This window comes from Pseudomonas sp. SWI44 (assembly GCF_002947915.1).
GTDB classification, from domain to species: domain Bacteria; phylum Pseudomonadota; class Gammaproteobacteria; order Pseudomonadales; family Pseudomonadaceae; genus Aquipseudomonas; species Aquipseudomonas taiwanensis.
Window position 1 is genome coordinate 851,859 of record NZ_CP026674.1, and the last position, 25,023, is coordinate 876,881.

Genomic DNA, 25,023 nt, shown 5'->3' on the forward strand with positions numbered 1-25,023 from the left:
CCCGTCAGTCTGCCAAGGCCTCGTAGCCGGTCAAAAAGTGTGGACCGATGTAACGTTGCGGCAACGGGAACGCCTCCGGGTACTCGACCTGTACCAGATACAGCCCATAAGGGTGCGCCGTGACACCACCTTCGCGTCGATTGCGCCCCTCCAGCACCTCCCGCGCCCAGCTCACTGGCCGCTCGCCAGCGCCGATGGTCATCAGCACGCCAGCGATGTTACGCACCATGTGATGCAGGAATGCCGTGGCGCGCACATCCAGCACGATCATCTGCCCATGGCGGGTCACCCGCAGGTGATGGATGTGCTTGATGGGCGACTTGGCCTGGCACTGGCTGGCACGGAAGGCGCTGAAGTCGTGGGTGCCCAGCAGGCACTGGGCGGCCTCGGCCATGCGCTGCACATCCAGCGGGCGGTGGTTCCAGGTCACTTCCTCCGCCAGGTGCGCGGGGCGAATCGGGTCGTTGTAGATGACGTAGCGATAACGCCGGGCAGTGGCCTTGAAACGGGCATGGAAGTCCGCCGGCATTGGCCGTGCCCAGACCACGCTGATGTCATGGGGCAGGTTGAAGTTGGTGCCCAAGGTCCAGGCCCGCTCATCGCGCACGGCGCGGGTGTCGAAGTGAACGACCTGGCCGCAACCATGAACACCGGCGTCGGTACGCCCGGCGCAGACCACTGTGATCGGCTCGTCGGCGACCTTCGACAGTGCCTGTTCCAGCGCCTGCTGAACACTGGGCACGCCGCTGGCCTGACGCTGCCAGCCACGGTAACGCGAGCCCTTGTATTCCACCCCCAGGGCAATGCGGGTGAAGCCTTCGGCGGCCGATTCGGAGGCGGCGGTATCGATGATGTCCAAGAACCTGAAACCTGTGGGTAGTACGATTGGCGGGGATTATAACGACAACGGCAGCCGTGTTGGGCTGCCGTTGTGGGTTCACAGGAAGTTGTTGCCTGGACCGTCCCTATCGCCTGCGAGCCGGGGCCTGAAGGGGCCTGCGCATGCGGAGTCACACCAGCCGGGACAGCATTTCCTCGGCTTCCTGACGCTGGGTATCGTCGCCATCCTTGACCACTTCGTCGAGGATGTCGCGGGCTCCCTGGTGATCACCCATGTCGATGTAAGCGCGCGCCAGGTCGAGCTTGGTGGCCACCTCATCGGCGCCTGAGAAGAAATCGAAGTCCAGGTCATCCAGTGGCGCAGGCTCCGCCGCTGCATCTTCGGCCGTGAAGTGAGGCTCGAGCGAGGGCGACTCCAGGTTCTGCGACAACTTGTCCAACTCTGCGTTGACGTCATCGAGCTCCGAGGCAAAACGCTTTGCCGCCGGCGAGTCGTCGTTCAGCGACAGCGACAGGTCGAAGTCTTCAGGCAGCTCCAGCTCGGAGATCGGGTCGAACTCCGGCATGGCGTCGAACGCGGCGAGTTCTGCCGCGACATCCACGGGCGTTTCCTCGGCAGCCGGGACAGCCGGCTCGCCGACATCCAGGTCGAAGTCGGCCAGATCGTCGACACTTTGCGGCTCGGCCGATGCCTGGGCCTGGGCCAGCAGCGCTTCGAAATCATCATCGGCATCGGTCTCGGCAGGCTGCGAAGCCACTTCCTGGACAACGTCGGCAGTGATCTCAGGCTCAGCTTCGACCACCGGATCGAGCAAGGAGGCTTCGTCGAGCATGGGTGGCTCGAGCGGATCCTCCAGCGGCAGGTCATCGCTCAGACTCAAATCGAAGTCACCGTCCGGATCCGGGATAGCCTGGGCCGGCTCTTGCGCGACGGCTTCGACTTCAGGCTCTACCTGCGCTTGAGGCTCAGGTTCAGGCTCGACTGGAGACGCTTCGGCATCGGCAACAGGCTGCGACGCTTCTTCGACGACGCTGGAGGTCTCTGGCGAGTCTTGCAGCAGGTCCTGCACATACTGCTCGTCAAGTTCGGCGGCCAGGGCGGCGGCCCCCAGCCCGGCAGCCATGCCCAGCATCGCCGGGTAGCGCTCCTTGAGAGCACCGACCTGAGCGGTGTTGGCCTCGTTAGCCTGCAGCTTGTGCTCCTGCTCGACGAATGCGCTGTGGTCGCCCTGACGTGCGTACACTTCCATCAGCTTCAGACGCAGATCGTCGTGTGCAGGCTCGGCAGCGATCGCGGCTTCCAGCAGGTCGGCGGCGCGGTTCAAGCGCCCCAGGCCAATGCACTGCTCGACTTCTGCCAGCAGGCTGGCATGCGGGTTCTGCTGGGCCTCGACTACGACGGCAGCGGCTGGTTTTTCCGCAGCGGCGGCGGCAGCGGCGGATGCGGCCACCACGGCAGGCGCCAGCGTCACGCTGGGCGCCGAGACTTCCAGCTCATCGAAACTACTCGAAGGCAGGTCGAAGTCCTTGCCGCGCTCGCCCTCTTCGGCTAGCGCACGCGCCATGCGCAGGTGTTTCTCAGCTTCCTGCTGCGCCTTGCGCTTGCGCGCCAGAAGCAGCAGGAGCAGGAGCACTACCAGGAATGCCGAGCCTGCGATCAACCCCAGCAGCAGTGGGTTACCCATCACATCATCCAGCACGCCCCGCTGAGCCCCCTGCGTGAGCGCCACTTCAGGCGCTGGCTCAGGCGCGGTGCCGACCGCCGCAGGCGCTGGCGCCACCACGGGCTGGCCCGGAGTCGCTTGCGGCGTTGCCGCAGGCTGTGCCGGCGCAGGCTCGCCCGGCAGAGACGCAGCAGGGGCCGCAGCATCGGCGGCATTCTGCGCTTCGAGGCGGGCCAACTGGTCATTTTTCAGCTGAATCAGTCGCTCAAGCTTGCCCAACTGACTCTGCAGGTCAGCCATGCGGCTCTTGAGCTCTTCGTTGTCCCGACGGCTGGTGTCCAGGCTCTCCTGGGCCACGGCCAACTTGTCGCTGATGGCCTTGGCACTGCCAGCACCGGCCTGGCTACCCGGGCTGACCAGACGCAGGTTGTCACCCTGGGCGATACGCGCCGGAGTGGCTTCGGCAGCACCGCGCCGCGTGGCATCCAACTGCCGGGCACGTGGCCCCAGGCGCCGGCCCTCACGCCAGGCCGCATACTGCTCGGCCACATCGCGAATTGCCTCTCCCTGGGGAATGCTTTGGATCTGCTGCTGGTCGGGCAGGCGCAGGACCTGGCCGACCTTCAACTGGTTGATGTTGTTGCCAATGAACGCGTCCGGGTTCAGCGCCTGGATCGCCAGCATGGTTTGCTGCACCGAACCGCCCTGGGTGTGCCGCGCGGCGATTTGCCACAAGGTGTCACGACGCTTGGTGGTATAGCGGCTGGCGCTGCTGACCGCCGGAGCGACATTGGCCGCTGCCGGTTGTTCGCCCTGGGCCTTGGCCTGGTCGAGCAGAACGCTGTAATCGCGCAGCAGACGGCCTTGCGGCCACATCACCTGCACCAGGAACTTCACCACCGAGCCTGGCAACGGTTGGCTGGAGGTTACCCGCAGCACACTCTTGCCATTGGGGTTGATCACCGGGGTGAAAGTCAGGTCCTCCAGGTAGCCTGGGTATTCGACCCCGGCCTTGCTGAACTCTTCTGGCGGCGCCAGGCTCGGCGCCACTTCGGCAGCGGTGAGGTCGCGCACATCGAGCAGCTCGATCTCGGCGTCCAACGGCTGGTTCTGGGCCGACTTGAGGGTCAGCTCTCCCAAACCCAACGCGTTCGCCATGCCAGACGACAGCGCCGACGCTGCCGCCATGGCCAGAACCAGTTTGCGAATTCGAAGCATGACCTCTTCCCTTGTATGAATCGTCCCAAAACCTGCGCAGGTTTAGGACAAAAGTGCTCGCCAGTATCTTTTACGCCATGTGTTTTATCAACAATTGCGCCACCTGCACGGCGTTGAGTGCAGCGCCCTTGCGCAGGTTGTCGGTGGTCAGCCACAGGTTGAGCTGCTCTGGCTCGTCAATACCATGGCGTACACGACCAACATAGACCACGTCTTGACCCACTGCGTCACCCACCGGGGTGGGATAATCGTCATCCTCGACCAGTTCGATACTGCCAGCGGCCTCGAGCGCCTGCTTGACTGCCTCCAGATCGACCGGACGACGGCTCTGCACGGCCACACTGAAGCTATCGCCAAAAAATACCGGGACTTGAACACAGCTAACGGAAATCTTCAGCTGGGGCTGCCCCAGCAGCACCCGCAACTCGCTGACCAGGCGACGCTCCAAGGCCGTGTGACCCTGCTCATCGGCCGCGCCGACCTGCGCCAGCAGGTTGAAGGCTACCTGACGGTCGAAGAAGTGCGGCTCCAATGGCCGGGCATTGAGCAGCTCGGCGGTTTGCCGGGCCAGCTCGTTGACCGCCTCACGCCCCTGGGCAGACACCGCCAACGACGCCATGACCTGCACCCGCTCGATATCCACCAAGCCCTTCAGGGGCGCCAATGCCACCGCCAGCGCGACAGCCGATGTGCTGGGGCTGCAAATGCGAGCCGGCAGCTTCAGTTTGGCGATTTGCTCGGCATTGGCTTCGGGCACCAGCGCCAGCGCATCATCCAGCCCACCGGACAGGTCGATGACAGTACAGCCCGCGTGCTGCGCCTTGTCGGCGAAACTGCGGCTAACGGCGGGGCTGGCAGCGAAGAAGGCCAGCTTGACCTGGGCAAAATCGAAACTGTCGACTTCACGGACTTTGATTTTCTTGCCGGCGAACATGACGCTACTGCCCGCCGATTCCATGCTGGCCAGCAGATGCAGGGTCGCTACCGGAAAACTCAGCTCTTCGAGGATCTGTACGAGGGTTTCACCGACGCTACCGGTGGCGCCGACCACGGCGATATCCAAGGGGTGGGTCATGAAGAGAATCCTTTTGCTGAAACGGCGGGGGCGGCACTTTACTTGGATTGCAGGCGTTTGTCTGTGCTGGCCTTTGCGTGGGGCCCGTGCCACGAAGCTGCCTGCCCGCCCATAAAAAAACCCGCACTGGCTCCAGTACGGGTTTTTCGGTCGAGCCAGCGCGATCAACGTTCCAGCAGGATCCGCAGCATGCGACGCAGCGGCTCGGCGGCGCCCCACAGCAATTGGTCGCCCACGGTGAACGCGCCCAGGTACTGCGAGCCCATGTTCAGCTTGCGCAGACGGCCTACAGGAATGTTCAGGGTGCCGGTCACCTTGGTCGGGCTCAGCTCCTGCATGCTGATTTCACGCTGGTTGGGCACCAGTTTCACCCAAGGGTTGTGCTGGCTGATCAGGCCTTCGATGTCGGCCAGCGGCACGTCCTTGTTCAGCTTGATGGTCAGCGCCTGGCTGTGGCAGCGCATGGCTCCGATGCGCACGCAGATGCCATCGACCGGGATCGGGCTCTTGAAGCGACCGAGGATCTTGTTGGTCTCGGCCTGGGCCTTCCATTCTTCACGGCTCTGTCCGTTCGGCAGTTCCTTGTCGATCCACGGGATCAGGCTGCCAGCCAGCGGCACGCCGAAGTTCTCGGTCGGGAAAGCTTCGCCACGCATGGTTTCGGCAACCTTGCGGTCGATGTCGAGAATGGCGCTGGCCGGATTGGCCAGGTCATCGGCAACGGCTGCGTGAATACCGCCCATCTGCTTGATCAGCTCGCGCATGTTCTGCGCACCGGCACCCGAGGCCGCCTGATAGGTCATGGCACTCATCCACTCGACCAGACCGGCTTCGAACAGGCCACCCAGGCCCATCAGCATCAGGCTGACGGTGCAGTTGCCACCGATGTAGTTCTTGGTACCGGCATCGAGCTGCTGGTCGATGACCTTGCGGTTGACCGGGTCGAGGATGATCACCGCGTCATCCTGCATACGCAGGGACGAAGCGGCGTCGATCCAGTAGCCCTGCCAGCCGGCCTCACGCAGCTTGGGGAAGACCTCATTGGTGTAGTCGCCGCCCTGGCAGGTCAGGATGACGTCGAGGGTCTTGAGTTCTTCAATCGAATAAGCGTCCTTGAGCGGAGCAGTTTCCTTGCCCACGTTCGGACCTTGGCCACCGACATTGGAGGTGGTGAAGAACACCGGCTCAATCAGGTCGAAATCCTGCTCCTCCAGCATCCGCTGCATGAGCACGGAACCGACCATACCGCGCCAACCGATCAGACCTACACGTTTCATCGCAACTACACCTTTGCTAAAAGTGGGCCGCCACCGACCAAAAACGGTGGCGGGCCAGAGAGATTACAGATTCCGCAGCGCTGCGACTACTGCGTCGCCCATTTCCTGCGTACCGACTTTGCTGCAACCGGCCGACCAGATGTCGCCAGTACGCAGCCCCTGGTCCAGCACCAGGCTCACCGCCTTCTCGATCGCGTCGGCGGCTGCCTGCTCGTTGAAGCTGTAACGCAGCATCATCGACACCGACAGGATGGTCGCCAGTGGGTTGGCGATACCCTGCCCAGCGATGTCCGGAGCCGAACCGTGGCACGGCTCGTACATGCCTTTGTTGTTGGCATCCAGCGACGCCGAAGGCAGCATGCCGATGGAACCGGTCAGCATGGAAGCTTCATCCGACAGGATGTCGCCGAACATGTTGTCGGTGACCATCACGTCGAACTGCTTGGGCGCACGCACCAGTTGCATGGCGGCGTTGTCGACGTACATGTGGCTCAGTTCGACGTCCGGGTAGTCCTTGGCCACGTCCTCGACCACTTCCCGCCACAGCTGGCTGGACGCCAGCACGTTGGCCTTGTCCACCGAGCACAGCTTCTTGCCGCGCACGCGGGCCATGTCGAAGCCGACACGGGCGATGCGGCGCACTTCGCTTTCGCTGTACGGCAGGGTGTCGTAGGCCTGGCGCTCACCACCTTCCAGCTCGCGCTGACCGCGCGGGGCACCGAAGTAGATACCGCCGGTCAACTCACGCACGATGAGGATATCCAGGCCGGCGACGATTTCGGGCTTGAGCGAAGAGGCATCGGCCAGTTGCGGATAGAGGATGGCCGGACGCAGGTTGGCGAACAGGCCCAGTTGCGAACGGATCTTCAGCAGACCGCGCTCAGGGCGGATGTCACGCTCGATCTTGTCCCATTTCGGGCCACCAACGGCACCCAGCAGCACGGCATCGGCACTGCGCGCACGCTCCAGGGTCTCGTCGGCCAGCGGCACGCCGTGCTTGTCGATGGCCGCGCCACCGATCACATCGTGTTGCAGGCTCATGCCCAGCTGGAACTTGTCGTTGGCCAGCTCCAGCACCTTGACCGCTTCGGCCATGATTTCCGGGCCGATACCATCACCTGGGAGAATCAGAATCTGCTTGCTCATGCTTTCCTCTATCCATTCAAGCGGCGCGGCCCGATCAGCCTCGCCGTAAAAAACTCAGCGCTCGGCCCACATCACCAGGACATCGGTGCTGAACGAGCCGTCTGCTTCGATCTGGTAATACTGCCGTACTTCCTCGCCCATGGCCTGCTGCAATTGGCGGATGGCCACACGCAGCGGCTCAGGGGTGCGCATGCGCTCGACCCACGAGCCGAACTCAAGGCGCAGGCGCTGGCGGGTGTGGCTGCGCACGTGCAGGCCAGCCTCGCTGACCTGCTGCTGCCATTCGGCGGCCGAATAGTCTCGCACATGACTGGTATCACGCAGCACCTCGACGCTTTGCAGGTAGGTGTCGAGCAATGGACTGCCCGGCGACATGACATCGATGAAGGCCGCCACGCCGCCTGGCTTGAGCACCCGGCGCACTTCGCGCAAGGCCAGCCCCAGGTCGCTCCAGTGGTGCGCCGAGTACCGGCTGAAGACGAAGTCGAACGATGCATCGGCGAACGGCAAGTGTTCGGCGGCGCCGCGCTCGGTGGTGATATTGCCCAGGCCGCGCTCGGCGGCGGCACTGGCCACAACATCAAGCATCGACTGCGACAGGTCGTAGGCGACTACCTCGGCTACCTGCGGGGCGACCTGGAAACTGACATGGCCGGCACCGCAACCCAGGTCCAGCACTCGGGCAGCGTCCCGCCCCGCCAGCTCCGCCTGCAGCAGGGCGAATTCGCTGCCCTGCGCGTGCACGGCGCTGCTGAGGTAGGCACTGGCCTGTTCGCCGAACTGGCGTTGGACCACATCGGTATGCTGGGTGCGGGTCATGTCTCAATCCTTTTGGTCTTTTATTGCCTGTCCCGACCTCTTCGCGGGGTGTCTCCGCGAAAGGGCCGGCACGGTCACCTGCAAACTTCAGGCATCACGGAACAACCAGGGCTGTTGTGCACGATGCTTGCTCTCGAAGGCCTTGATCGCATCGCTGTCCTGCAGGGTCAGGCCGATATCGTCCAAGCCGTTGAGCAGGCAGTGCTTGCGGAACGCATCGATCTCGAAGTGCAGCACCTTGCCATCCGGGCGGGTAACGGCCTGGGCCTGCAAGTCGATGGTCAACTGATAGCCTGGGTGGGCCTCGACCTGCTTGAACAGTTCGTCGACTTCTTCGTCGCTGAGGATGATCGGCAACAGGCCATTCTTGAAGCTGTTGTTGAAGAAGATGTCAGCGAAGCTCGGCGCGATGATGCTGCGGAAGCCGTACTCATCGAGTGCCCAAGGGGCATGCTCGCGGCTCGAACCGCAACCGAAGTTCTCGCGCGCCAGCAAGACGCTGGCGCCCTGGTAACGGGCATGGTTGAGCACGAACTCTTCGTTCAGCGGACGTTTGCTGTTGTCCTGATAAGGCTGCCCTACATCCAAGTAGCGCCACTCGTCGAACAGGTTAGGGCCAAAGCCGGTACGCTTGATCGACTTCAGGAACTGCTTAGGGATGATCTGGTCGGTGTCGACGTTGGCGCGATCCAACGGCGCAACAAGACCGGTGTGCTGGGTAAAGGCTTTCATGCTGCGCTCCCTTGGATCAACTCGCGGACATCGATGAAGTGGCCGGTGACCGCCGCGGCGGCAGCCATGGCCGGGCTTACCAGGTGGGTGCGACCACCGGCACCCTGGCGCCCTTCGAAGTTGCGGTTGGACGTGGACGCGCAGTGCTCGCCGCTTTCCAGGCGGTCCGGGTTCATCGCCAGGCACATCGAGCAACCAGGCTCACGCCATTCGAAGCCAGCTTCGATGAAAATCTTGTCCAGACCCTCACGCTCGGCCTGGGCCTTGACCAGGCCAGAGCCCGGTACGACCAGCGCCTGCTTGACGTTGGCAGCGACCTTGCGCCCCTTGGCGATTTCGGCGGCGGCGCGCAGATCTTCGATGCGCGAGTTGGTGCAGGAGCCGATGAATACGCGGTCCAACTTGATGTCGGTGATCGCCTGGTTGGCGGCAAGGCCCATGTACTTGAGGGCACGCTCGATGGAACCACGCTTGATCAGGTCCGGCTCTGCGGCCGGATCAGGCACGCGCTGGTCAACAGCAAGCACCATCTCGGGCGAAGTGCCCCAGCTGACTTGCGGCTTGATCTGGGTGGCGTCGAGCTCGACCACGGTATCGAACACGGCATCGGCATCCGACACCAGGCCTTTCCAGGCCTGGACGGCCTGCTTCCATTGCTCGCCCTTGGGCGCGTACGGACGGCCTTCGACATAGGCGACCGTCGTCTCGTCGACCGCCACCAGACCGACACGGGCACCGGCTTCGATGGACATGTTGCAGATGGTCATGCGGCCTTCCATGGACAGGTCGCGGATGGCGCTACCAGCGAACTCCATGGCATGGCCGTTACCGCCAGCGGTGCCGATCTTGCCGATGACCGCGAGCACGATGTCCTTGGCGGTGACACCGGCGGGCAATTGGCCCTCGACGCGCACCAGCATGTTCTTCATCTTCTTGGCGACCAGGCACTGGGTGGCGAGCACGTGCTCGACCTCGGAAGTACCGATGCCATGGGCCAGGGCGCCGAACGCGCCGTGGGTCGAGGTGTGCGAGTCGCCGCAGACCACGGTCATGCCTGGCAAGGTAGCGCCCTGCTCTGGGCTGATGACATGGACGATGCCTTGGCGCTCGTCGTTCATCTTGAATTCCACGATGCCGTATTCGTCACAGTTCTCGTCGAGGGTCTGCACCTGAAGGCGCGAAACCTGGTCGACGATGGCCTCGATGCCGCCCTTGCGCTCTGGCGTGGTCGGCACGTTGTGGTCCGGCGTGGCGATGTTGGCGTCGATCCGCCACGGCTTGCGGTTCGCCAGGCGCAGGCCTTCGAAGGCCTGGGGCGAAGTCACTTCGTGAATGATGTGGCGGTCGATGTAGATCAAGGACGAGCCGTCATCACGGCGCTTGACCTCATGGGCTTCCCAGAGTTTGTCGTAGAGCGTTTTGCCAGCCATCAGACTGTTCCTCATCAGCGTCTTTCTATGCCAAAGACCCCTTGGCTTGTACGGACGATGCTATGGCGATAGATTGAATAACTCAAATTCATAATTTTCATGCTTCGCATAACCATCAGGAATTCGAATGGACCTGGCCAACCTCAGCGCTTTCATCGCCATCGCCGAGACCGGCAGCTTTTCGGGGGCTGGCGAACGCCTGCACCTGACCCAACCGGCCGTCAGCAAACGCATCGCCGGACTCGAGCAGCAACTGGACGTGCGCCTGTTCGACCGCCTGGGCCGAGAAGTGACCCTGACCGAGGCCGGGCGGGCCCTGCTGCCACGCGCCTACCAGATCCTCAACGTACTGGATGATACCCGACGTGCGCTGACCAATTTGACCGGCGAGGTGAGCGGTCGCCTGACCCTTGCCACCAGTCACCACATAGGCCTGCATCGTCTGCCTCCGCTTTTACGGGTGTTTACCCGCCAGTACCCGGCGGTGGCGTTGGATATTCAGTTTCTGGATTCGGAAGCGGCCTACGATGAAATCCTCCATGGGCGCGCCGAGATTGCCGTGATCACCCTGGCACCCGAGCCGCATCACCTGATCAAGGCGGTACCGGTCTGGGACGATGCCCTGGACTTCGTGGCGGCGCCGGAGCATCCCCTGGCCCGCGACACGGCGGTCAGCCTGGCCGACGTCGCCCGCCACCCGGCGGTTTTCCCCGGCGGCAACACCTTCACCCACCACATCGTCCAGCGGCTGTTCGAAAGCCAGGGCCTGACCCCGAACATCGCCATGAGCACCAACTACCTGGAGACCATCAAGATGATGGTTTCGATTGGTCTGGCGTGGAGCGTGCTGCCCCGTACTATGCTGGATGAACAGGTCGCACCCATCGCCTTGCCCGGCATACAGCTGTCGCGCCAGCTAGGCTACATTTTGCACACGGAGCGAACGCTATCGAACGCGGCCAGGGCCTTCATGGCTCTTCTCGACAGCCACGCAGGGTCCGCCTGACCGGTCGTCAGCCCGGCACTTCCAACTTCAAGGACGCGTCACACGCCAAAGGTCTGGTACCGATGCCCAAATCAGCAAACCGCTTTCCGCGCCTGCCGCGCATTTCGGCGGCCGACCCTCAGGAGTCGGAACAGGCCTGGCAAAATGCTCCGCAACTGCTTGCCGCGCTCAACGGCGCCCACCTGGGGGCCTGGCTGTGGGATATCGAAAGCGGCAGGGTCAGCTGGTCGCGCGGAACCCAGGCGCTGTTCGGTTTCGACCCACAACGCCCGCTGCCCATCGACATCGACTACCTCGACCTACTGCCAGAAGAGGATCGCGCCCGCACCCGCCAGGCCTTCCAGGCGGTGGTCAACGGCGAGCCGGTGGAGCAGGCCATGCGCCACCGCATCCGCTGGCCAGACGGCAGCCTGCACTGGCTGGAAATCAATGGCAGCCTGACCCGCGACCGCCATGGCCGCCCGCAGATGATCGGGGTGATCCGCGAGATCACGCGCCAGCGCGACCGTGAAACAGCGCTGATCAACTCGGAAAAGCGCTTTGCCACCCTGTTCCACCTCAGCCCCAACGCGATTTTGCTGACCCGACGCCATGACGGCATGATCTTCGAGGTCAACCAGCACTTCGAAGACATGTTCGGCTGGCCCGGTAGCCAGGTGATCGGCAAGACCAGTTTCGAGCTGGGCCTTTGGGTAAACCCAGAGCAACGCCACCAGGTACTGGAGGCCACCCGTGCCAATGGCGGCCCGTTGACCTTGGAAGTGCAGTTTCGCGCCAGCAGCGGCAAGATCCACGACGGCATCCTGTGCACCCAGGGCATCGAGCTGGAAGGCGTCACCTACCTGATCAGCACCTTCGTCGACACCACTGAACGCAAACGTGCCGAGCAGGCCCTCAAGGACAGCCAGGAGCGCCTTGACCTGGCCCTGGACTCGGCTCAACTGGGCACCTGGGACTGGCACATTCCCAGCGGCATGCTCTACGGCTCGGCCCGCGCCGCGCAATTACACGGCCTGGACCCTGTCCCCTTCCACGAATCGTTCGACTCCTTCTTCGAAGGCGTACCGGAGCAGGAACGCAACAGCATGCGCCAGGCTTACCGCAGTCTGCGCGAAGGTCCGGCGGGCAACTACCAGATCACCTATCGGGTACAGCTGGAAAACGGCGCCTCACGCTACATCGAGAGCCGCGCCCGGCTGTATCGCGACGAACAGGGCAACCCGTTTCGCATGGCCGGTACCTTGTTGGACATCACCGACCAGGTCGAACGCGAACAGCGCCTGAGCGCTTCGGAAGAAAAATTCGCCAGCCTGTTCCAGGTAAGCCCGGACCCGATCTGCGTCACCCGCCAGGACACCGGCCAGTTCATCGAGGTCAACCGGGCCTTTTCCCAGACCTTTGGCTGGGACGCCGACCAGGTGATCGGCCGCACGGCCGAGCAGATCGGCCTGTGGGCCGAGACCTCCGAGCGCGCCCAGCGCATCGAAAGGGTCATCCGTGAACGGGCGCTGAACAATGTGGCCGTGGTGGTCAACCACCGTAACGGCTCAGCGCTGACATGCGTGATTTCCAGTTGCCTGATCACCGTCGATGGGCAGCCCTGCAGCGTCACGACGCTGCGCGACATCACCCAGCAGCAACGGGCCGAGGCCGCGCTCAAGTCCAGTGAAGAGAAGTTCGCCAAGGCGTTCCACTCCAGCCCGGATGCCATCACCATCACCGAACGCCATAGCGGTCGTTACCTGGAGGTGAACGACGGCTTCTGCCGATTGACCGGCTACAGCGCCGCCGAAGTGATTGGCCGCAGCGTTCACGAACTGGGGATCTGGGCCGACGACAAGCAGCGCAGCGCCTTGCTCGGCGAACTCCGCGAGCGTGGCCGGGTCCACCACCGGGAGATGCTTGGGCGCAACAAACGCGGTGATATCCTGACGGTGGAAGTGTCGGTCGAGCCGATCAGCCTGAACGAAGTCGAATGCCTGCTGCTGACCGCGCGCGACGTGAGCCAGTTGAAGAATGCCCAGGCGCAGATTCGGCACCTGGCTTACCACGACCCGTTGACCAACCTGCCCAACCGCGCCCTGCTGATGGACCGTCTGAGTCAGCAGATCGCCCTGCTCAAGCGCCACAACCTGCGCGGGGCACTGCTGTTCCTGGACCTGGACCACTTCAAGCACATCAATGACTCCCTCGGCCACCCGGTGGGCGACACCGTGCTGAAGATCATCACGGCGCGCCTGGAGGCCAGCGTGCGCCTGGAAGACACCGTGGCGCGCCTGGGAGGCGATGAGTTCGTGGTGCTGCTCAGCGGACTGGAGGGCAGCCGTGAGGTGGTCGAGCACAAGGTCCGTGAATTGGCCGACACCCTGCGCGAGCTGCTGGCCGAGCCCATGTCGCTGGACGGCCAACGGCTGCAGGTCACGCCGAGCATTGGCGTAGCGCTGATTCCCGACCATGGCGCGACCCCAGCCGACCTGCTCAAGCGCGCCGACATTGCCCTGTACCGCGCCAAGGACTCCGGGCGCAACACGACGCAGCTGTTCCACACAACCATGCAGAAAGCCGCCAGCGAGCGGTTGCGGATGGAAAACGACCTGCGCCTGGCCCTGGCGCGTGGCGAACTCGCCCTGCACTTCCAACCCCAGGTCGATGCCCGCGACAACCGGATCGTCGGGGCCGAGGTGCTTCTGCGCTGGCACCACCCGCAACTGGGCCAGCAGGCACCAACGCAATTTATCCAGGTGCTTGAAGAAAGCGGCCTGATTCTTGAAGTTGGCAGCTGGATTCTCGACGAAGCCTGCGATGCCTGTGCACGCATGCTCGAAGATGGCCTGGTCGACCCCGACGACTTCAGCCTCTGCGTGAACATCAGCCCCCGGCAGTTTCGCCAGAACGACTTCGTCGAACGCGTGCTACGCAGCCTGGACGATTACCGCCTGCCGCGACATATGCTCAAGCTGGAGATCACCGAAGGCATCGTCATCCAAAACCTTGAAGATACCATCAGCAAGATGCGCGAGCTGAAGCGTTATGGCGTGAGCTTTGCCATGGATGATTTCGGAACGGGCTATTCGTCGCTGACCTACCTCAAGCGCCTGCCGGTGGATGCACTGAAGATCGACCAGACCTTCGTGCGCGATGCGCCGGACGACCCCAACGATGCCGAAATCGTCCGCGCGATCGTGGCCATGGCCCGCAGCCTCGACCTGGCGGTAATCGCCGAAGGCGTGGAACTGACCGAGCAACTGGAGTTTCTCGAATTGCTAGGGTGCCACCTGTATCAAGGCTACCTGCACAGCCGGCCGCTGCCCTTGCCTGAGTTTCGTCAGCTGCTGCTCGAGGCGCCTGCCAATTACTGAGACAAAAAAAGGGCACCGCTACGGGTGCCCTTTCTTGAGTGTATGCAGCACTCAGTTCAGCGCTGGCGTGTCGCCATTGATCGGAATGCGCTTGGCCTTGGCTTCTTCCGGCACGATGCGCAACAGGTCGATGCTGAGCAGGCCGTTGGCCAGACCCGCGGACTTGACTTCGATATGGTCAGCCAGGCGGAACGACAGCTTGAAGGCGCGCTGGGCAATGCCCTGGTGCAAGTAGGTCACTTCCGCTGCGGTGTTTTCGCGTTTGCCACCGGTGACGGTCAGGACGCCTTTTTCGACTTGCAGGTCGAGGTCCTGCTCCTGGAAACCGGCCGCTGCAACCACGATACGATAGTGGTCATCGCCATGTTTTTCTACGTTGTAGGGAGGGTAGCTGCTACCCGCCTCGTTACGCGCCGCAGATTCGAACAGGTCGTTGAAACGGTCGAAACCAACGGAATGGCGGAACAGTGGTGCAAGAGAGAAAGCGCTAGTCATGGTCATAAACTCCTGAGATTTCAGCAAGTAAGTCATTGCGCGACCCGACTTCGGCATCGCGTACTCAAGAAATATGTCCGGGGAAAAGGCTTTCAAGGGGTAGGCAAAAAAAATTTTAGGGGGGCTGAAAACAGTATCGCCGGCAAGCCGGCGACAGGGACGCATCAAGCCACGCATTCCTCGAACGCGGGCACCTCGACCCCGAGCAACCGGCTGATCCGCTGGCAATCATCCTCGCGCCGCAACTCGGCGAACAACACCACCGCCTCCGGGTAACTACGGGTCAGCATCGCCAACCATTGCTTCATGCGCCCCGGCGCGTAGCGCGGCGACAACTTGGCCTGGGCTTGACGCCAGAATTCGCGCAGCAACGGCAACAGCGCCTCCCAGGACATCGGCTGGAGCTCGCGGCCATCGCGCGCTGCGGCGATCTGCAACGCCAGGTCCGGACGCGAGACCAGGCCACGACCCAGCATGATGTCTTCGGCGCCGCTGACCTCGCGGCATCGTCGCCAATCGTCCACGGTCCAGATCTCGCCATTGGCGAACACCGGCACCTCGACCACATCCTGCACCCTGGCCACCCATTCCCAATGGGCCGGCGGCTTGTAGCCCTCGACCTTGGTTCGGGCATGGACCACCAGATGCGCCGAACCACCTTCGGCCAAGGCCGTGGCACACTCCAGCGCGCCATCAGGGCTATCGAAACCCAGACGCATCTTGGAGGTTACCGGAATGTGCGCAGGCACCGCGCGCCTTACCTCACGGACGATGGCATGGAGCAGTTCCGGCTCCTTGAGCAGCACGGCACCGCCCCGCGACTTGTTGACCGTCTTGGCCGGGCAACCGAAGTTCAGGTCGATCACTGGCGCCCCCAACTGGCAGGCCAGCGCAGCGTTTTCGGCCAGGCATACCGGGTCGGACCCCAGCAATTGCACACGCATCGGCACCCCGGCCGCGGTGCGAGCGCCGCTGCGCAGCTCCGGGGCCAGCTTGTCGAAGGACGAGGCCGGCAACAAGCGGTCGCAGACGCGAATGAACTCGGTGACGCACCAATCGATGCCGCCCACTCGGGTCAGGACGTCGCGCAGGATGTTGTCGACCAGCCCCTCCATGGGGGCCAGGGCAATTTGCATTTCTGGGTCTCGGCGGGAAAAGGCCGCAGTCTAGCAAAAAACGCCGCCGGGTCAGGCACCGATCAGCGCCGGGCCGTAGCCGTCGAGAAACTCCGCCGGCATGCGCTTGGGCTTGCCGCTGGACAGCTCGATGCAGGCGAAGGTGGTCTGGGCGCGGAGCAGGGTGACGCCATCCCGCGGGCGCTTGAGCTGAAAGCGACGGGTCATGCGCAGACGTTGATCCCAGTCGATGATCCAGGTCGCCAGTTGCAGCTCATCGTCTTCATAGGCGGCAGCGAGGTAGTCGATTTCATGCCGAACGACCGCCATGGCCCGGTCAAGACGCCGGTATTCGGCCAAATCCAACCCCAGGCGCTGGGAGTGGCGCCAGGCGCAGCGCTCCAGCCAGGTGACGTAAACCGCGTTATTGGCATGGCCGAGACCGTCGATGTCCTCGGTGCCGACGCGCAGGTCGATGATGAATGGTGTTGCCAGGTCCCAGCTCATGCCCTTTTCCTTGATAAAGAATGGGTTGCCTGTACCGGCCATATCGCCGGCAAGCCGGCCCCGACAGCAGGGCCGGTCGATGAGCGGGCAGTGTAACGGAAGCTCAGGCGCTTTGCCGCGCGGGAGTGCCGGCGCCGGCCAGCAATTCGAGCACTGCTTCACTCAGCCGCGGATCGGCCAGCACCCGCTGGTGCCCTCCTTCCTCTAGCAGCATCAGGCGGCTGTCGAACCAGGCTTTGTGAATGATCTGCGCCTCATCGGCGGACACCAGCGCATCATCGGCGGCGTGCACCACCAACCCTGGCAGTTCCAGCTGGTAGGCGCTGACGTCCAAGCGGGCAATCTGCATCCCCACATCCCGCTCGACTTGGCGAATGAAAGCGGCCCTGGCCCGTGCCGGCAGGCCAAGACGCCGGGCGAAGCCACGCAACACACCCAGCAACTGCGCAGGTGCGGCGATGCTGACCGCCGCCTCGGCCCGCAACCCCATCTGCAATGCCAGCAGCACACTGGCTCCGCCCATGGAATGGCCGATCACCGCGCGCAAAGGGGGCAGTTCGGCAGCGGCTTCAAGCAATGCGCGCGCGAACAACACCACATGGGCCTGCTGGCCGGGCGAACGCCCATGAGCCGGCCCTTCCAGCGATACCACGGTATGCCCGGCCTGCACCAAGGTTTCGATGAGTGCGGCAAACTGGGTCGGCCGCCCCTCCCAACCGTGCATCAGCAACACGGTCGGCCCCTTGCCCCAGCGCAACGCCGACAAACCGAAACGCAGGGTGATGCGCTCGGCCTTGGCCAGCAAGGGCAACTCCCACGGTTTGGGCGGCAGGTTGCGCGGGGTCATGAAGGCGCGGCGCATCTTGCCGGCGATGTGTTCGGGGGCCAGATGACCCAGGGTGCCATTGACGCCACGAATCCAGCTCAGGGTAGTCATCGCCTTGCTCCAGGTGTAGGGGGTTCAGATCACCGCCGACTTGGCGGCGCGCAGGATGCGGTCGGATAGCGCATCGGTGCCCAATGCCCGAGCCAGGGCCAGGCCGCCCACCATCAAGGCAAGGTCGGCCAGGGCCTTGTCGATGTCTTCGGGGCTGTCGACCATTTGCGCGGTCATCAACTCGATGTGCTCGGCCAACACGTCGCGAAAGGCCTCGGGCAGCCGTTGCATCTCCCCCAGCGAGTTGGGCAACGGGCATGCCTGAACTTCGGCGTCGCGGTGCTTGCGCGACAGGTAGAACGCCGCCGCAAGCGCCCGCCGCCCCGCTCCATCCAGGCTCGGATCGACCTGGGCGAGCAGCGCGCGACGCTCGTTCAACAACTGGCGGAACGCCTCCAGCATGAGCTCGTCCTTGCTGTCGAAGTGGGCATAGAAGCCCCCCACCGTCAGCCCGGCAGCACCCATTACCTGGCTGACACTGGGCTCGGCCGGCCCATGCTGGATCAACGCCGTGCGGGCGGCTTCCAGGATACGTTCGCGGGTCTTGCTCTTTTTATCGCTCATGGGCACCTCGAATATGATAGGCATCATATTATGCTCATAATATTTTTTGGCAAGCGAAAAAAACACGACTCCCGGCACGGGGCGAGCACATTGGCGGAGGGGAGAAAAAACAAAAGGCCCATTCAATAATCGAATGAGCCTTTGAAGTCCCGCAAAACGCGGGTAAAAATGGCGTCCCCTAGGGGACTCGAACCCCTGTTACCGCCGTGAAAGGGCGGTGTCCTAGGCCACTAGACGAAGGGGACGTAACCTTCGCGAAGATTCGCTTTAGCGAACCCTGGCAGAATTGGTGGAGCTAAGCGGGATCGAACCGCTGACCTCCTGCATGCCATGCAGGCGCTCTCCCAGCTGAGCTATAGCCCCGAAAACAAAAGGCTCATCCAACATTAAGAATGAGCCTCTTTAAGCCCCGCAAAACGCGGGAAAAAGTGGCGTCCCCTAGGGGACTCGAACCCCTGTTACCGCCGTGAAAGGGCGGTGTCCTAGGCCACTAGACGAAGGGGACGTAACCTTCGTGCCGATCCGTTTTCACGAACCGCGGCAAATTGGTGGAGCTAAGCGGGATCGAACCGCTGACCTCCTGCATGCCATGCAGGCGCTCTCCCAGCTGAGCTATAGCCCCGGATTTCTAGCCTCTCGGCCCAGCGACATCCTGAAACATCGCTTGTGTGAAACTGGCGTCCCCTAGGGGACTCGAACCCCTGTTACCGCCGTGAAAGGGCGGTGTCCTAGGCCACTAGACGAAGGGGACGAACCTTCTTACCTTCAAGACCCGGTTGCTGGACCCGGTCTTGCTTATCGGCATTCACCGTTAAGCGGAATTTGGTGGAGCTAAGCGGGATCGAACCGCTGACCTCCTGCATGCCATGCAGGCGCTCTCCCAGCTGAGCTATAGCCCCACAATGTCGCGCTGAACTGAATCACCGGCTGGGTGCCTGGCGCTTCGTTTTAGTTCATCGCTGTGGACGGGGCGCATATTAAGATCGGATTGCAGAGCTGTCAAACAAATTTTTGAAAAAATTCAAAAGTTTTTTTCGAGATAACAATCACTTACCGCCCTGCCCCAGTGCTACGGGTTGCCTCACCTCTTCCGCGGCAGGCTGTGGGGGGCTTTATGTCGCGAAAGGGCCGCGTGCGACCCCTGCGATTTTGCGTTGCAACTAAAACCCTGGGACCGCAGGGCGGCCCGTTCGCGGCACAAGGCCGCTCCCACAGCGTGCGCTGCAGCTGTCGATCAGGGTCAGGCGATGTTGGCCAGCAACTTTTCCCACTCTTTGTTTTCTTTCTTCGACACCCCGCCCAGCAGGTCGAGCGCTTGGCGCAGGCGATAGCGGGTCAGGTCTGGACCGAGGATTTCCATGGCGTCGAGCACCGATACCGAACTGGCCTGACCGGTGATGGCGGCGAACATCAGTGGCATGGCATCACGCAACTTGAGCTCCAGCGCCTCGACCACGGCCTGGATGCAGGCAGTGATGCGGTCTTTTTCCCACTGACGCAGGCTTTCGAGCTTCCACAGGATCAATTGCATCACCTGGCGAACCTGGTCGGTGGACAGCTTTTTGCTTTCGAACAGCTTGGCATCGAGTTTGAGCGCGCCTTCGAAGAAGAAGCCACCCAGCGGCGCGATCTGGCTGAAGGTTTCAACCCGGCCTTGTACGTGCGGGGCGATCTTCATCATGTAGTCGCTGTTGAATGCCCATTTCTGCACACGAGCGGCAAACTCTTCCACCGGCAGCTCACGCAGCCACTGGCCGTTGAGCCAGGACAGCTTCTCGATGTCGAAGATCGGGCCACCCAGCGAGATACGCGACAAGTCGAAATGCTCGACCATCTCGGCCAGCGAGAACTTCTCACGCTCGTCCGGCATCGACCAGCCCATGCGCCCCAGGTAATTGAGCATCGCTTCAGGCAAGAAGCCCATGCGCTCGTAGAACGTCACCGAGGTTGGGTTCTTGCGCTTGGACAGCTTGCTCTTGTCGGGGTTGCGCAGCAGCGGCATGTAGCACAGCTTGGGCTGTTCCCAACCGAAATACTCGTAAAGCTTGATCAGCTTCGGCGCAGAAGGCAGCCACTCCTCGCCACGCAGCACGTGGGTGATGCCCATCAGGTGGTCATCGACCACGTTGGCCAGGAAGTAGGTCGGCAGGCCGTCGTTCTTCATCAGCACCTGCATGTCCATGCGGTCCCATGGAATCTCGACGTCGCCACGCAGCATGTCCGGAACCACGCAGATGCCTTCGCTCGGCACCTTCATACGGATAACATGCGGCTCGCCCGCCGCCAGGCGGCGCTGGACTTCCTCGGCGCTCATCTTCAGAGCACGGCCGTCGTAGCGCGGGGTCTCGCCGCGGGCCATCTGCTCGGCACGCATCTGCTCGAGCTCTTCGGCAGTGCAGAAGCAGTAGAAGGCGTGGCCAGCGTCGACCAGCTGCTTGGCGTACTTGGCGTAGATATCGCCCCGCTCGCTCTGCCGGTATGGGCCGTGTGGCCCCCCCACGTCCGGACCTTCGTTCCATTCGATGCCGAGCCAGCGCAAGGCGTCGAAGATCTGCTGCTCCGACTCGCGGGTAGAGCGCAGTTGGTCGGTGTCTTCGATACGCAGGATGAACTCACCGCCGTGCTGCTTGGCGAAGCAGTAGTTGAACAGGGCGATGTAGGCGGTGCCGACATGGGGGTCGCCAGTGGGCGATGGCGCGATACGCGTGCGAACGGTGGTCATGGAGAGTCTCGAACGAAAGATGAAACAAAGGCGGGATGTTAGCAGGGAGCGGGCACTCGGCTCCAGCTATGGCGCGATCGTCACTTGTGATTGCGCCGTTTGTCGCTGTTAAATTTGTTTACATTTCTGGAACGATAGTGCTCATGCCCGCCCAACTCAAACGCCGCCTGCTGGTCTTTCTCACCCTTGTCGCGCTCATCGCCCTCGCCTTCCTGGCTCACTGGTACTTCAAGGGTCGCTTCTTCGAAAGTACCGACAATGCCTATGTTCAAGGCGAGATCACCCGTATCTCCAGCCAGTTGGGCGCACGCATCGACGACGTGCGGGTTGCGGACAACCAGCACGTGAGCCAAGGAGAACTGCTGGTACGCCTGGAGGCCGCCGACTTCCAGCTGGCCGTGGAGCGTGCTCACGCGGCCCTGGCCACGCGCGAGGCCGAGCGCGCGCAGGCGGAAAGTCGCCTGACCCAGCAAGCCAGCCTGATTGCGGCCGGCCAGGCACAGGTTGCCGCGAACCAGGCTACCCTCGACCGTTCGCGCCTGGACTTGAACCGCGCCGAGGCGCTGCGCAAACCTGGGTTCGTCTCCGAGGAGCGCGTCACGACGCTGTCGGCGGAAAAGCACGTGGCCAGTTCTCAAGTCGACAAGGCCCGTGCCGACCTGCAAAGCCAGCGCCAGCAGGTAAACGCCTTGACCGCTGAGCTCAAGCGTCTCGATGCACAGATCGCCAACGCCCGTGCCGAACTGGCACAGGCTGAACTCAACCTGACCCGCTGTGAGATCCGCGCGCCGATCAGCGGCACCATCGGTCAGCGCAATGCGCGCAACGGCCAAGTAGTGCAAGCGGGTGCTTACCTGCTGTCCATCGTGCCGGACGAAGATATCTGGGTACAGGCCAACTTCAAGGAAACCCAGATTGGCCGCATGCAGCCGGGCCAACGTGTGGAGTTGCTGTTCGACAGTTACCCGGACACCCCGATCGAGGGTCGGGTCAATAGCCTGTTCGCGGCCTCTGGCGCGCAGTTCAGCCTGTTGCCGCCGGACAATGCCACCGGCAACTTCACCAAGGTGGTGCAGCGTATTCCGGTGAAGCTGACCTTTGCCCCCGACAATCCGCTTCACGGCCGCATTCGCCCCGGTATGTCGGTGACGGCAACCGTGGACCTTCGCCCCGAGCATGGCTCCCGCGATGGCCGGTGACACGCTGCTGAGACCGACGGCGGAGCCGACCCGACGCGACTGGATTGCCGTGATGAGCGTAATGCTAGGCGCGTTCATGGCGGTGCTGGATATCCAGATCACCAACTCCTCGCTCAAGGATATCCAAGGCGCGCTGTCGGCGACGCTGGAAGAAGGTTCATGGATTTCCACCTCCTACCTCGTGGCCGAGATCATCATGATTCCGCTCACGGCCTGGTTGGTGCAGTTGCTCTCAGCACGACGCCTGGCGGTCTGGGTATCGACGGGGTTCCTGTTGTCGTCGCTGCTCTGCTCGATGGCCTGGAACCTGGAGAGCATGATCGTGTTTCGCGCATTGCAGGGGTTCACCGGGGGGGCGTTGATTCCCCTGGCCTTCACCCTGACGCTGATCAAGCTGCCTGAACACCACCGTGCCAAGGGCATGGCGATGTTCGCCATGACCGCCACCTTCGCCCCGTCCATCGGCCCCACCTTGGGCGGCTGGCTGACGGAAAACTGGGGCTGGGAATACATCTTCTACATCAACATTCCGCCGGGCCTGTTGATGATTGCCGGCTTGCTGTATGGCCTGGAGAAGAAGGAGGCGCACTGGGAGCTGCTCAAAAGCACCGACTATGCCGGTATCGTCACCTTGGGGCTGGGCCTGGGCTGCCTGCAGGTATTCCTGGAGGAAGGCCACCGCAAGGACTGGCTGGAGTCGAGCCTGATCGTCGGACTGGGCACCACTGCCTTGATCAGCCTGATCGCATTCGTGATCTTGCAGTTCTCCAAGCCCCACCCGCTTATCAACCTGCGAATTCTGGGTAATCGCAATTTTGGCTTGTCGAGCATTGCCAGTCTGGGGATGGGGGTTGGGCTGTATGGTTCGATCTATCTGTTGCCGCTGTACCTGGCGCAGATCCAGGGCTACAACGCCTTGCAGATCGGCGAGGTGATCATGTGGATGGGTATTCCGCAGTTGTTTCTGATTCCGTTGGTGCCGCAATTGATGAAGGTGGTTTCGCCCAAAGTACTGTGTGCCTTGGGGTTCTGTCTGTTCGGCATCGCCAGCTTTGGTTCTGGGGTGCTCAATCCGGATTTTGCCGGGCCGCAGTTCAATCAGATCCAGGTTATTCGGGCGCTTGGACAGCCGATGATCATGGTCACCATTTCGCTGATCGCGACGGCTTACATCCTACCGCAGGATGCGGGGTCGGCTTCGAGCCTGTTCAATATTCTGCGTAACCTTGGGGGGGCGATTGGTATCGCCTTGCTGGCGACCTTGCTGGATGCGCGGAGCAAGGTGTATTTCGATTATCTGCGTGAGGCGCTGGTGCCGAGCAACCCGCAGGTGGCGGAGCGTCTTTCGCTTTTGGCCGAGAGGCTGGGGAGCGATAGCGCTGCGCTTGGCAAGTTAAGTGAGATTACCCATCAGCAGGCGTTGATCATGGCTTATAACGATGCGTTTCATTTTGTCGGGATTGGGTTGGCGGTGAGCATGGTGGCGGTATTGTTGACTAAGAAGTTGCCGGCGGGGTTGAAGGCAGGTGAGGCGCACTAAGATTGGTTTTCACAAATTCAAGTGCCGCAAACCCTTTTTTGCTTTTGCTTTTGCTCTTGCCCCTAGTGCGCGATAGTCCAGACACCACGAATCGCGACGTCAGGAGGCCGAACGCAGGCCTTGCGCAGGGAGGTGACGGGCATGGATGCCCGTCAAGCGCTGCGGCCCAGGAGGGGTCGTTCAGCGCGGTCCTCCCGGAGCAAGGCCGGAGTGAGGGAACCCCGGAGCGCAGCGTAGGGGCCGGATGATAGGAGCCAGACTTTTTTGGTTACTTTTTGGGGCGTCTGCCAAAAAGTGACCCGCTGTAAGAGCGGAAAGGTGATTGAGCGTCGCCTTGGCAAATGGATATGCTCATAAATCTAAATACCAAAACCTCAAACTTCAAACTTCAAAGCGAATACTTGGCGCTGGCATTCAAATCGCGTGAATATCCATTCGCCATGGAGGCGCTCATTCACCTTTTCGCCTTTACGGCGACCTACTTTTGCTCTTGGGCAAAAGTAGGCAAAAACCGCTGGTTCCTATCATCCGGCCCCTACGCTGCGCTTCGGGGTTCCCTCGCTACGGGCTTGCTCCCGGGAGGACCGCGCTGAACGGCCCATCCTGGGCCGCAGCGCTTGACGGGCATCCATGCCCGTCACCTCCCTCCGCAAGCCCTACGCTCGGCCTACTGACGTCGCAATTTGCAGCGTCTGGGATATCGCGCATTAAAAGCAAAAGCGGAGCATGAAATACCAAATCCGAACAACAACAGCTAAACCAGCCGCACATTCAACATTAAAACTATAAATTCGAGGCGGACTTTCTTTTGCTTCGCTTTGCTCTTGCTTCTAGCGCGCGGTAGTTCAGGCGCCACCTCATGCGACTTCAGGAGGCCGAGCGCAGGGCTTGCGCAGGGAGGTGACGGGCATGGATGCCCGTCAAGCGCTGCGGCCCAGGAGGGGCCGTTCAGCGCGGTCCTCCCGGAGCAAGCCCGGAGCGAGGGAACCCCGGAGCGCAGCGCAGGGGCCGGATGATAGGAGCCAGACTTTTTTGGTTACTTTTTGGGGCGTCTGCCAAAAAGTGACCCGCTGTAAGAGCGGAAAGGTGATTGAGCGTCACCTTGGCAAATGGATATGCTCACGCATCCAGAAACCAAAACCTCAAACTTCAAAGCACAGATTTAAGGGCGGCATTCAGATAGCGTGAATATCCATTCGCCATGGAGGCGCTCATTCACCTTTTCGCCTTTACGGCGACCTACTTTTGCTCTTGGGCAAAAGTAGGCAAAAACCGCTGGCTCCTATCATCCGGCCCCTACGCTTCGCTTCGGGGTCCCCTCGCTCCGGTCTTGCTCCCGGGTGGACCGCGCTGAACGGCCCCTCCTGGGCCGCAGCGC

The 25,023-nt window shown here is 62.3% G+C and carries 18 protein-coding genes and 6 tRNA genes; 4 read left to right on the forward strand and 20 right to left on the reverse strand.

The window, feature by feature from the left end:
* Positions 1-4 precede the first annotated feature (4 nt).
* The 8 genes from truA to leuC all read right to left on the reverse strand — a co-directional run bounded on the left by truA (position 5) and on the right by leuC (position 10,201).
* Entirely contained in the window at positions 5-859 is an 855-nt protein-coding gene (truA, locus tag C4Q26_RS04185; RefSeq protein WP_023379444.1) for a tRNA pseudouridine(38-40) synthase TruA, read from the reverse strand.
* A 151-nt stretch (positions 860-1,010) separates the two neighbouring features.
* The gene (locus tag C4Q26_RS04190; protein ID WP_104882808.1) at positions 1,011-3,722 is read right to left on the reverse strand and encodes a FimV/HubP family polar landmark protein; all 2,712 of its coding nucleotides are present in this window, start codon (positions 3,720-3,722) and stop codon (positions 1,011-1,013) included.
* A gap of 70 nt (positions 3,723-3,792) precedes the next feature.
* Positions 3,793-4,797: an aspartate-semialdehyde dehydrogenase gene (locus C4Q26_RS04195; protein ID WP_104882025.1), complete on the reverse strand. Its 1,005-nt coding sequence runs from the start codon at positions 4,795-4,797 to the stop codon at positions 3,793-3,795.
* 164 nt (positions 4,798-4,961) lie between these two features.
* Complete coding sequence (gene asd / locus C4Q26_RS04200; RefSeq protein WP_023379441.1) at positions 4,962-6,074, reverse strand: aspartate-semialdehyde dehydrogenase; 1,113 nt, start codon at positions 6,072-6,074, stop codon at positions 4,962-4,964.
* A gap of 63 nt (positions 6,075-6,137) precedes the next feature.
* Entirely contained in the window at positions 6,138-7,220 is a 1,083-nt protein-coding gene (gene leuB / locus C4Q26_RS04205) for a 3-isopropylmalate dehydrogenase (RefSeq protein WP_023379440.1), read from the reverse strand.
* 54 nt (positions 7,221-7,274) lie between these two features.
* Positions 7,275-8,039 carry a class I SAM-dependent methyltransferase gene (locus C4Q26_RS04210; RefSeq protein ID WP_104882026.1) on the reverse strand — a complete coding sequence of 255 codons (765 nt, stop codon included), beginning with the start codon at positions 8,037-8,039 and terminating at the stop codon, positions 7,275-7,277.
* An 87-nt stretch (positions 8,040-8,126) separates the two neighbouring features.
* Positions 8,127-8,771, reverse strand: coding sequence for a 3-isopropylmalate dehydratase small subunit (gene leuD / locus C4Q26_RS04215; protein ID WP_104882809.1), 645 nt, complete (start codon positions 8,769-8,771; stop codon positions 8,127-8,129).
* The gene (leuC, locus tag C4Q26_RS04220) at positions 8,768-10,201 is read right to left on the reverse strand and encodes a 3-isopropylmalate dehydratase large subunit (RefSeq protein ID WP_023379437.1); all 1,434 of its coding nucleotides are present in this window, start codon (positions 10,199-10,201) and stop codon (positions 8,768-8,770) included. The genes leuD and leuC overlap by 4 nt, the downstream gene beginning before the upstream one ends.
* A gap of 127 nt (positions 10,202-10,328) precedes the next feature.
* Between leuC and C4Q26_RS04225 the strand changes: the two genes are divergently transcribed.
* Both C4Q26_RS04225 and C4Q26_RS04230 read left to right on the forward strand, forming a co-directional pair.
* Positions 10,329-11,207 (forward strand): LysR family transcriptional regulator, encoded by an 879-nt coding sequence (locus C4Q26_RS04225; protein ID WP_023379436.1) that lies wholly within the window; start codon positions 10,329-10,331, stop codon positions 11,205-11,207.
* A gap of 62 nt (positions 11,208-11,269) precedes the next feature.
* On the forward strand, positions 11,270-14,566 hold the full coding sequence (locus C4Q26_RS04230) for a PAS domain S-box protein (RefSeq protein WP_023379435.1): 3,297 nt from the start codon (positions 11,270-11,272) through the stop codon (positions 14,564-14,566).
* 51 nt (positions 14,567-14,617) lie between these two features.
* Here C4Q26_RS04230 and C4Q26_RS04235 read toward each other — a convergent pair whose 3' ends face one another.
* From C4Q26_RS04235 to gltX, 12 genes are all read right to left on the reverse strand, one after another.
* A complete protein-coding gene (locus C4Q26_RS04235; protein ID WP_023379434.1) occupies positions 14,618-15,061 on the reverse strand; it encodes an Hsp20 family protein in 444 nt (147 codons plus the stop codon).
* 164 nt (positions 15,062-15,225) lie between these two features.
* The gene (locus C4Q26_RS04240) at positions 15,226-16,197 is read right to left on the reverse strand and encodes a tRNA-dihydrouridine synthase (protein ID WP_023379433.1); all 972 of its coding nucleotides are present in this window, start codon (positions 16,195-16,197) and stop codon (positions 15,226-15,228) included.
* A 51-nt stretch (positions 16,198-16,248) separates the two neighbouring features.
* On the reverse strand, positions 16,249-16,683 hold the full coding sequence (locus tag C4Q26_RS04245) for a thioesterase family protein (protein ID WP_023379432.1): 435 nt from the start codon (positions 16,681-16,683) through the stop codon (positions 16,249-16,251).
* A gap of 103 nt (positions 16,684-16,786) precedes the next feature.
* Complete coding sequence (locus C4Q26_RS04250; protein WP_023379431.1) at positions 16,787-17,620, reverse strand: alpha/beta hydrolase; 834 nt, start codon at positions 17,618-17,620, stop codon at positions 16,787-16,789.
* 24 nt (positions 17,621-17,644) lie between these two features.
* Positions 17,645-18,184 (reverse strand): TetR/AcrR family transcriptional regulator, encoded by a 540-nt coding sequence (locus tag C4Q26_RS04255; protein ID WP_023379430.1) that lies wholly within the window; start codon positions 18,182-18,184, stop codon positions 17,645-17,647.
* A 169-nt stretch (positions 18,185-18,353) separates the two neighbouring features.
* Positions 18,354-18,429: transfer RNA gene (locus tag C4Q26_RS04260), tRNA-Glu, on the reverse strand.
* Positions 18,430-18,471: 42 nt separating this feature from the next.
* A tRNA-Ala gene (locus C4Q26_RS04265) sits at positions 18,472-18,547 on the reverse strand.
* A gap of 66 nt (positions 18,548-18,613) precedes the next feature.
* Positions 18,614-18,689 (reverse strand) — tRNA-Glu (locus C4Q26_RS04270).
* 41 nt (positions 18,690-18,730) lie between these two features.
* Positions 18,731-18,806: transfer RNA gene (locus C4Q26_RS04275), tRNA-Ala, on the reverse strand.
* A gap of 53 nt (positions 18,807-18,859) precedes the next feature.
* Positions 18,860-18,935, reverse strand: a tRNA-Glu gene (locus C4Q26_RS04280).
* 72 nt (positions 18,936-19,007) lie between these two features.
* Positions 19,008-19,083, reverse strand: a tRNA-Ala gene (locus tag C4Q26_RS04285).
* A 341-nt stretch (positions 19,084-19,424) separates the two neighbouring features.
* Complete coding sequence (gene gltX, locus C4Q26_RS04290) at positions 19,425-20,906, reverse strand: glutamate--tRNA ligase (protein ID WP_023379429.1); 1,482 nt, start codon at positions 20,904-20,906, stop codon at positions 19,425-19,427.
* A 143-nt stretch (positions 20,907-21,049) separates the two neighbouring features.
* Here gltX and C4Q26_RS04295 point away from each other — a divergent pair, with 143 nt between their 5' ends.
* Entirely contained in the window at positions 21,050-22,105 is a 1,056-nt protein-coding gene (locus C4Q26_RS04295; protein ID WP_023379428.1) for an HlyD family secretion protein, read from the forward strand.
* Positions 22,106-22,154: 49 nt separating this feature from the next.
* On the forward strand, positions 22,155-23,645 hold the full coding sequence (locus C4Q26_RS04300) for an MDR family MFS transporter (protein ID WP_177325260.1): 1,491 nt from the start codon (positions 22,155-22,157) through the stop codon (positions 23,643-23,645).
* Positions 23,646-25,023 lie beyond the last annotated feature (1,378 nt).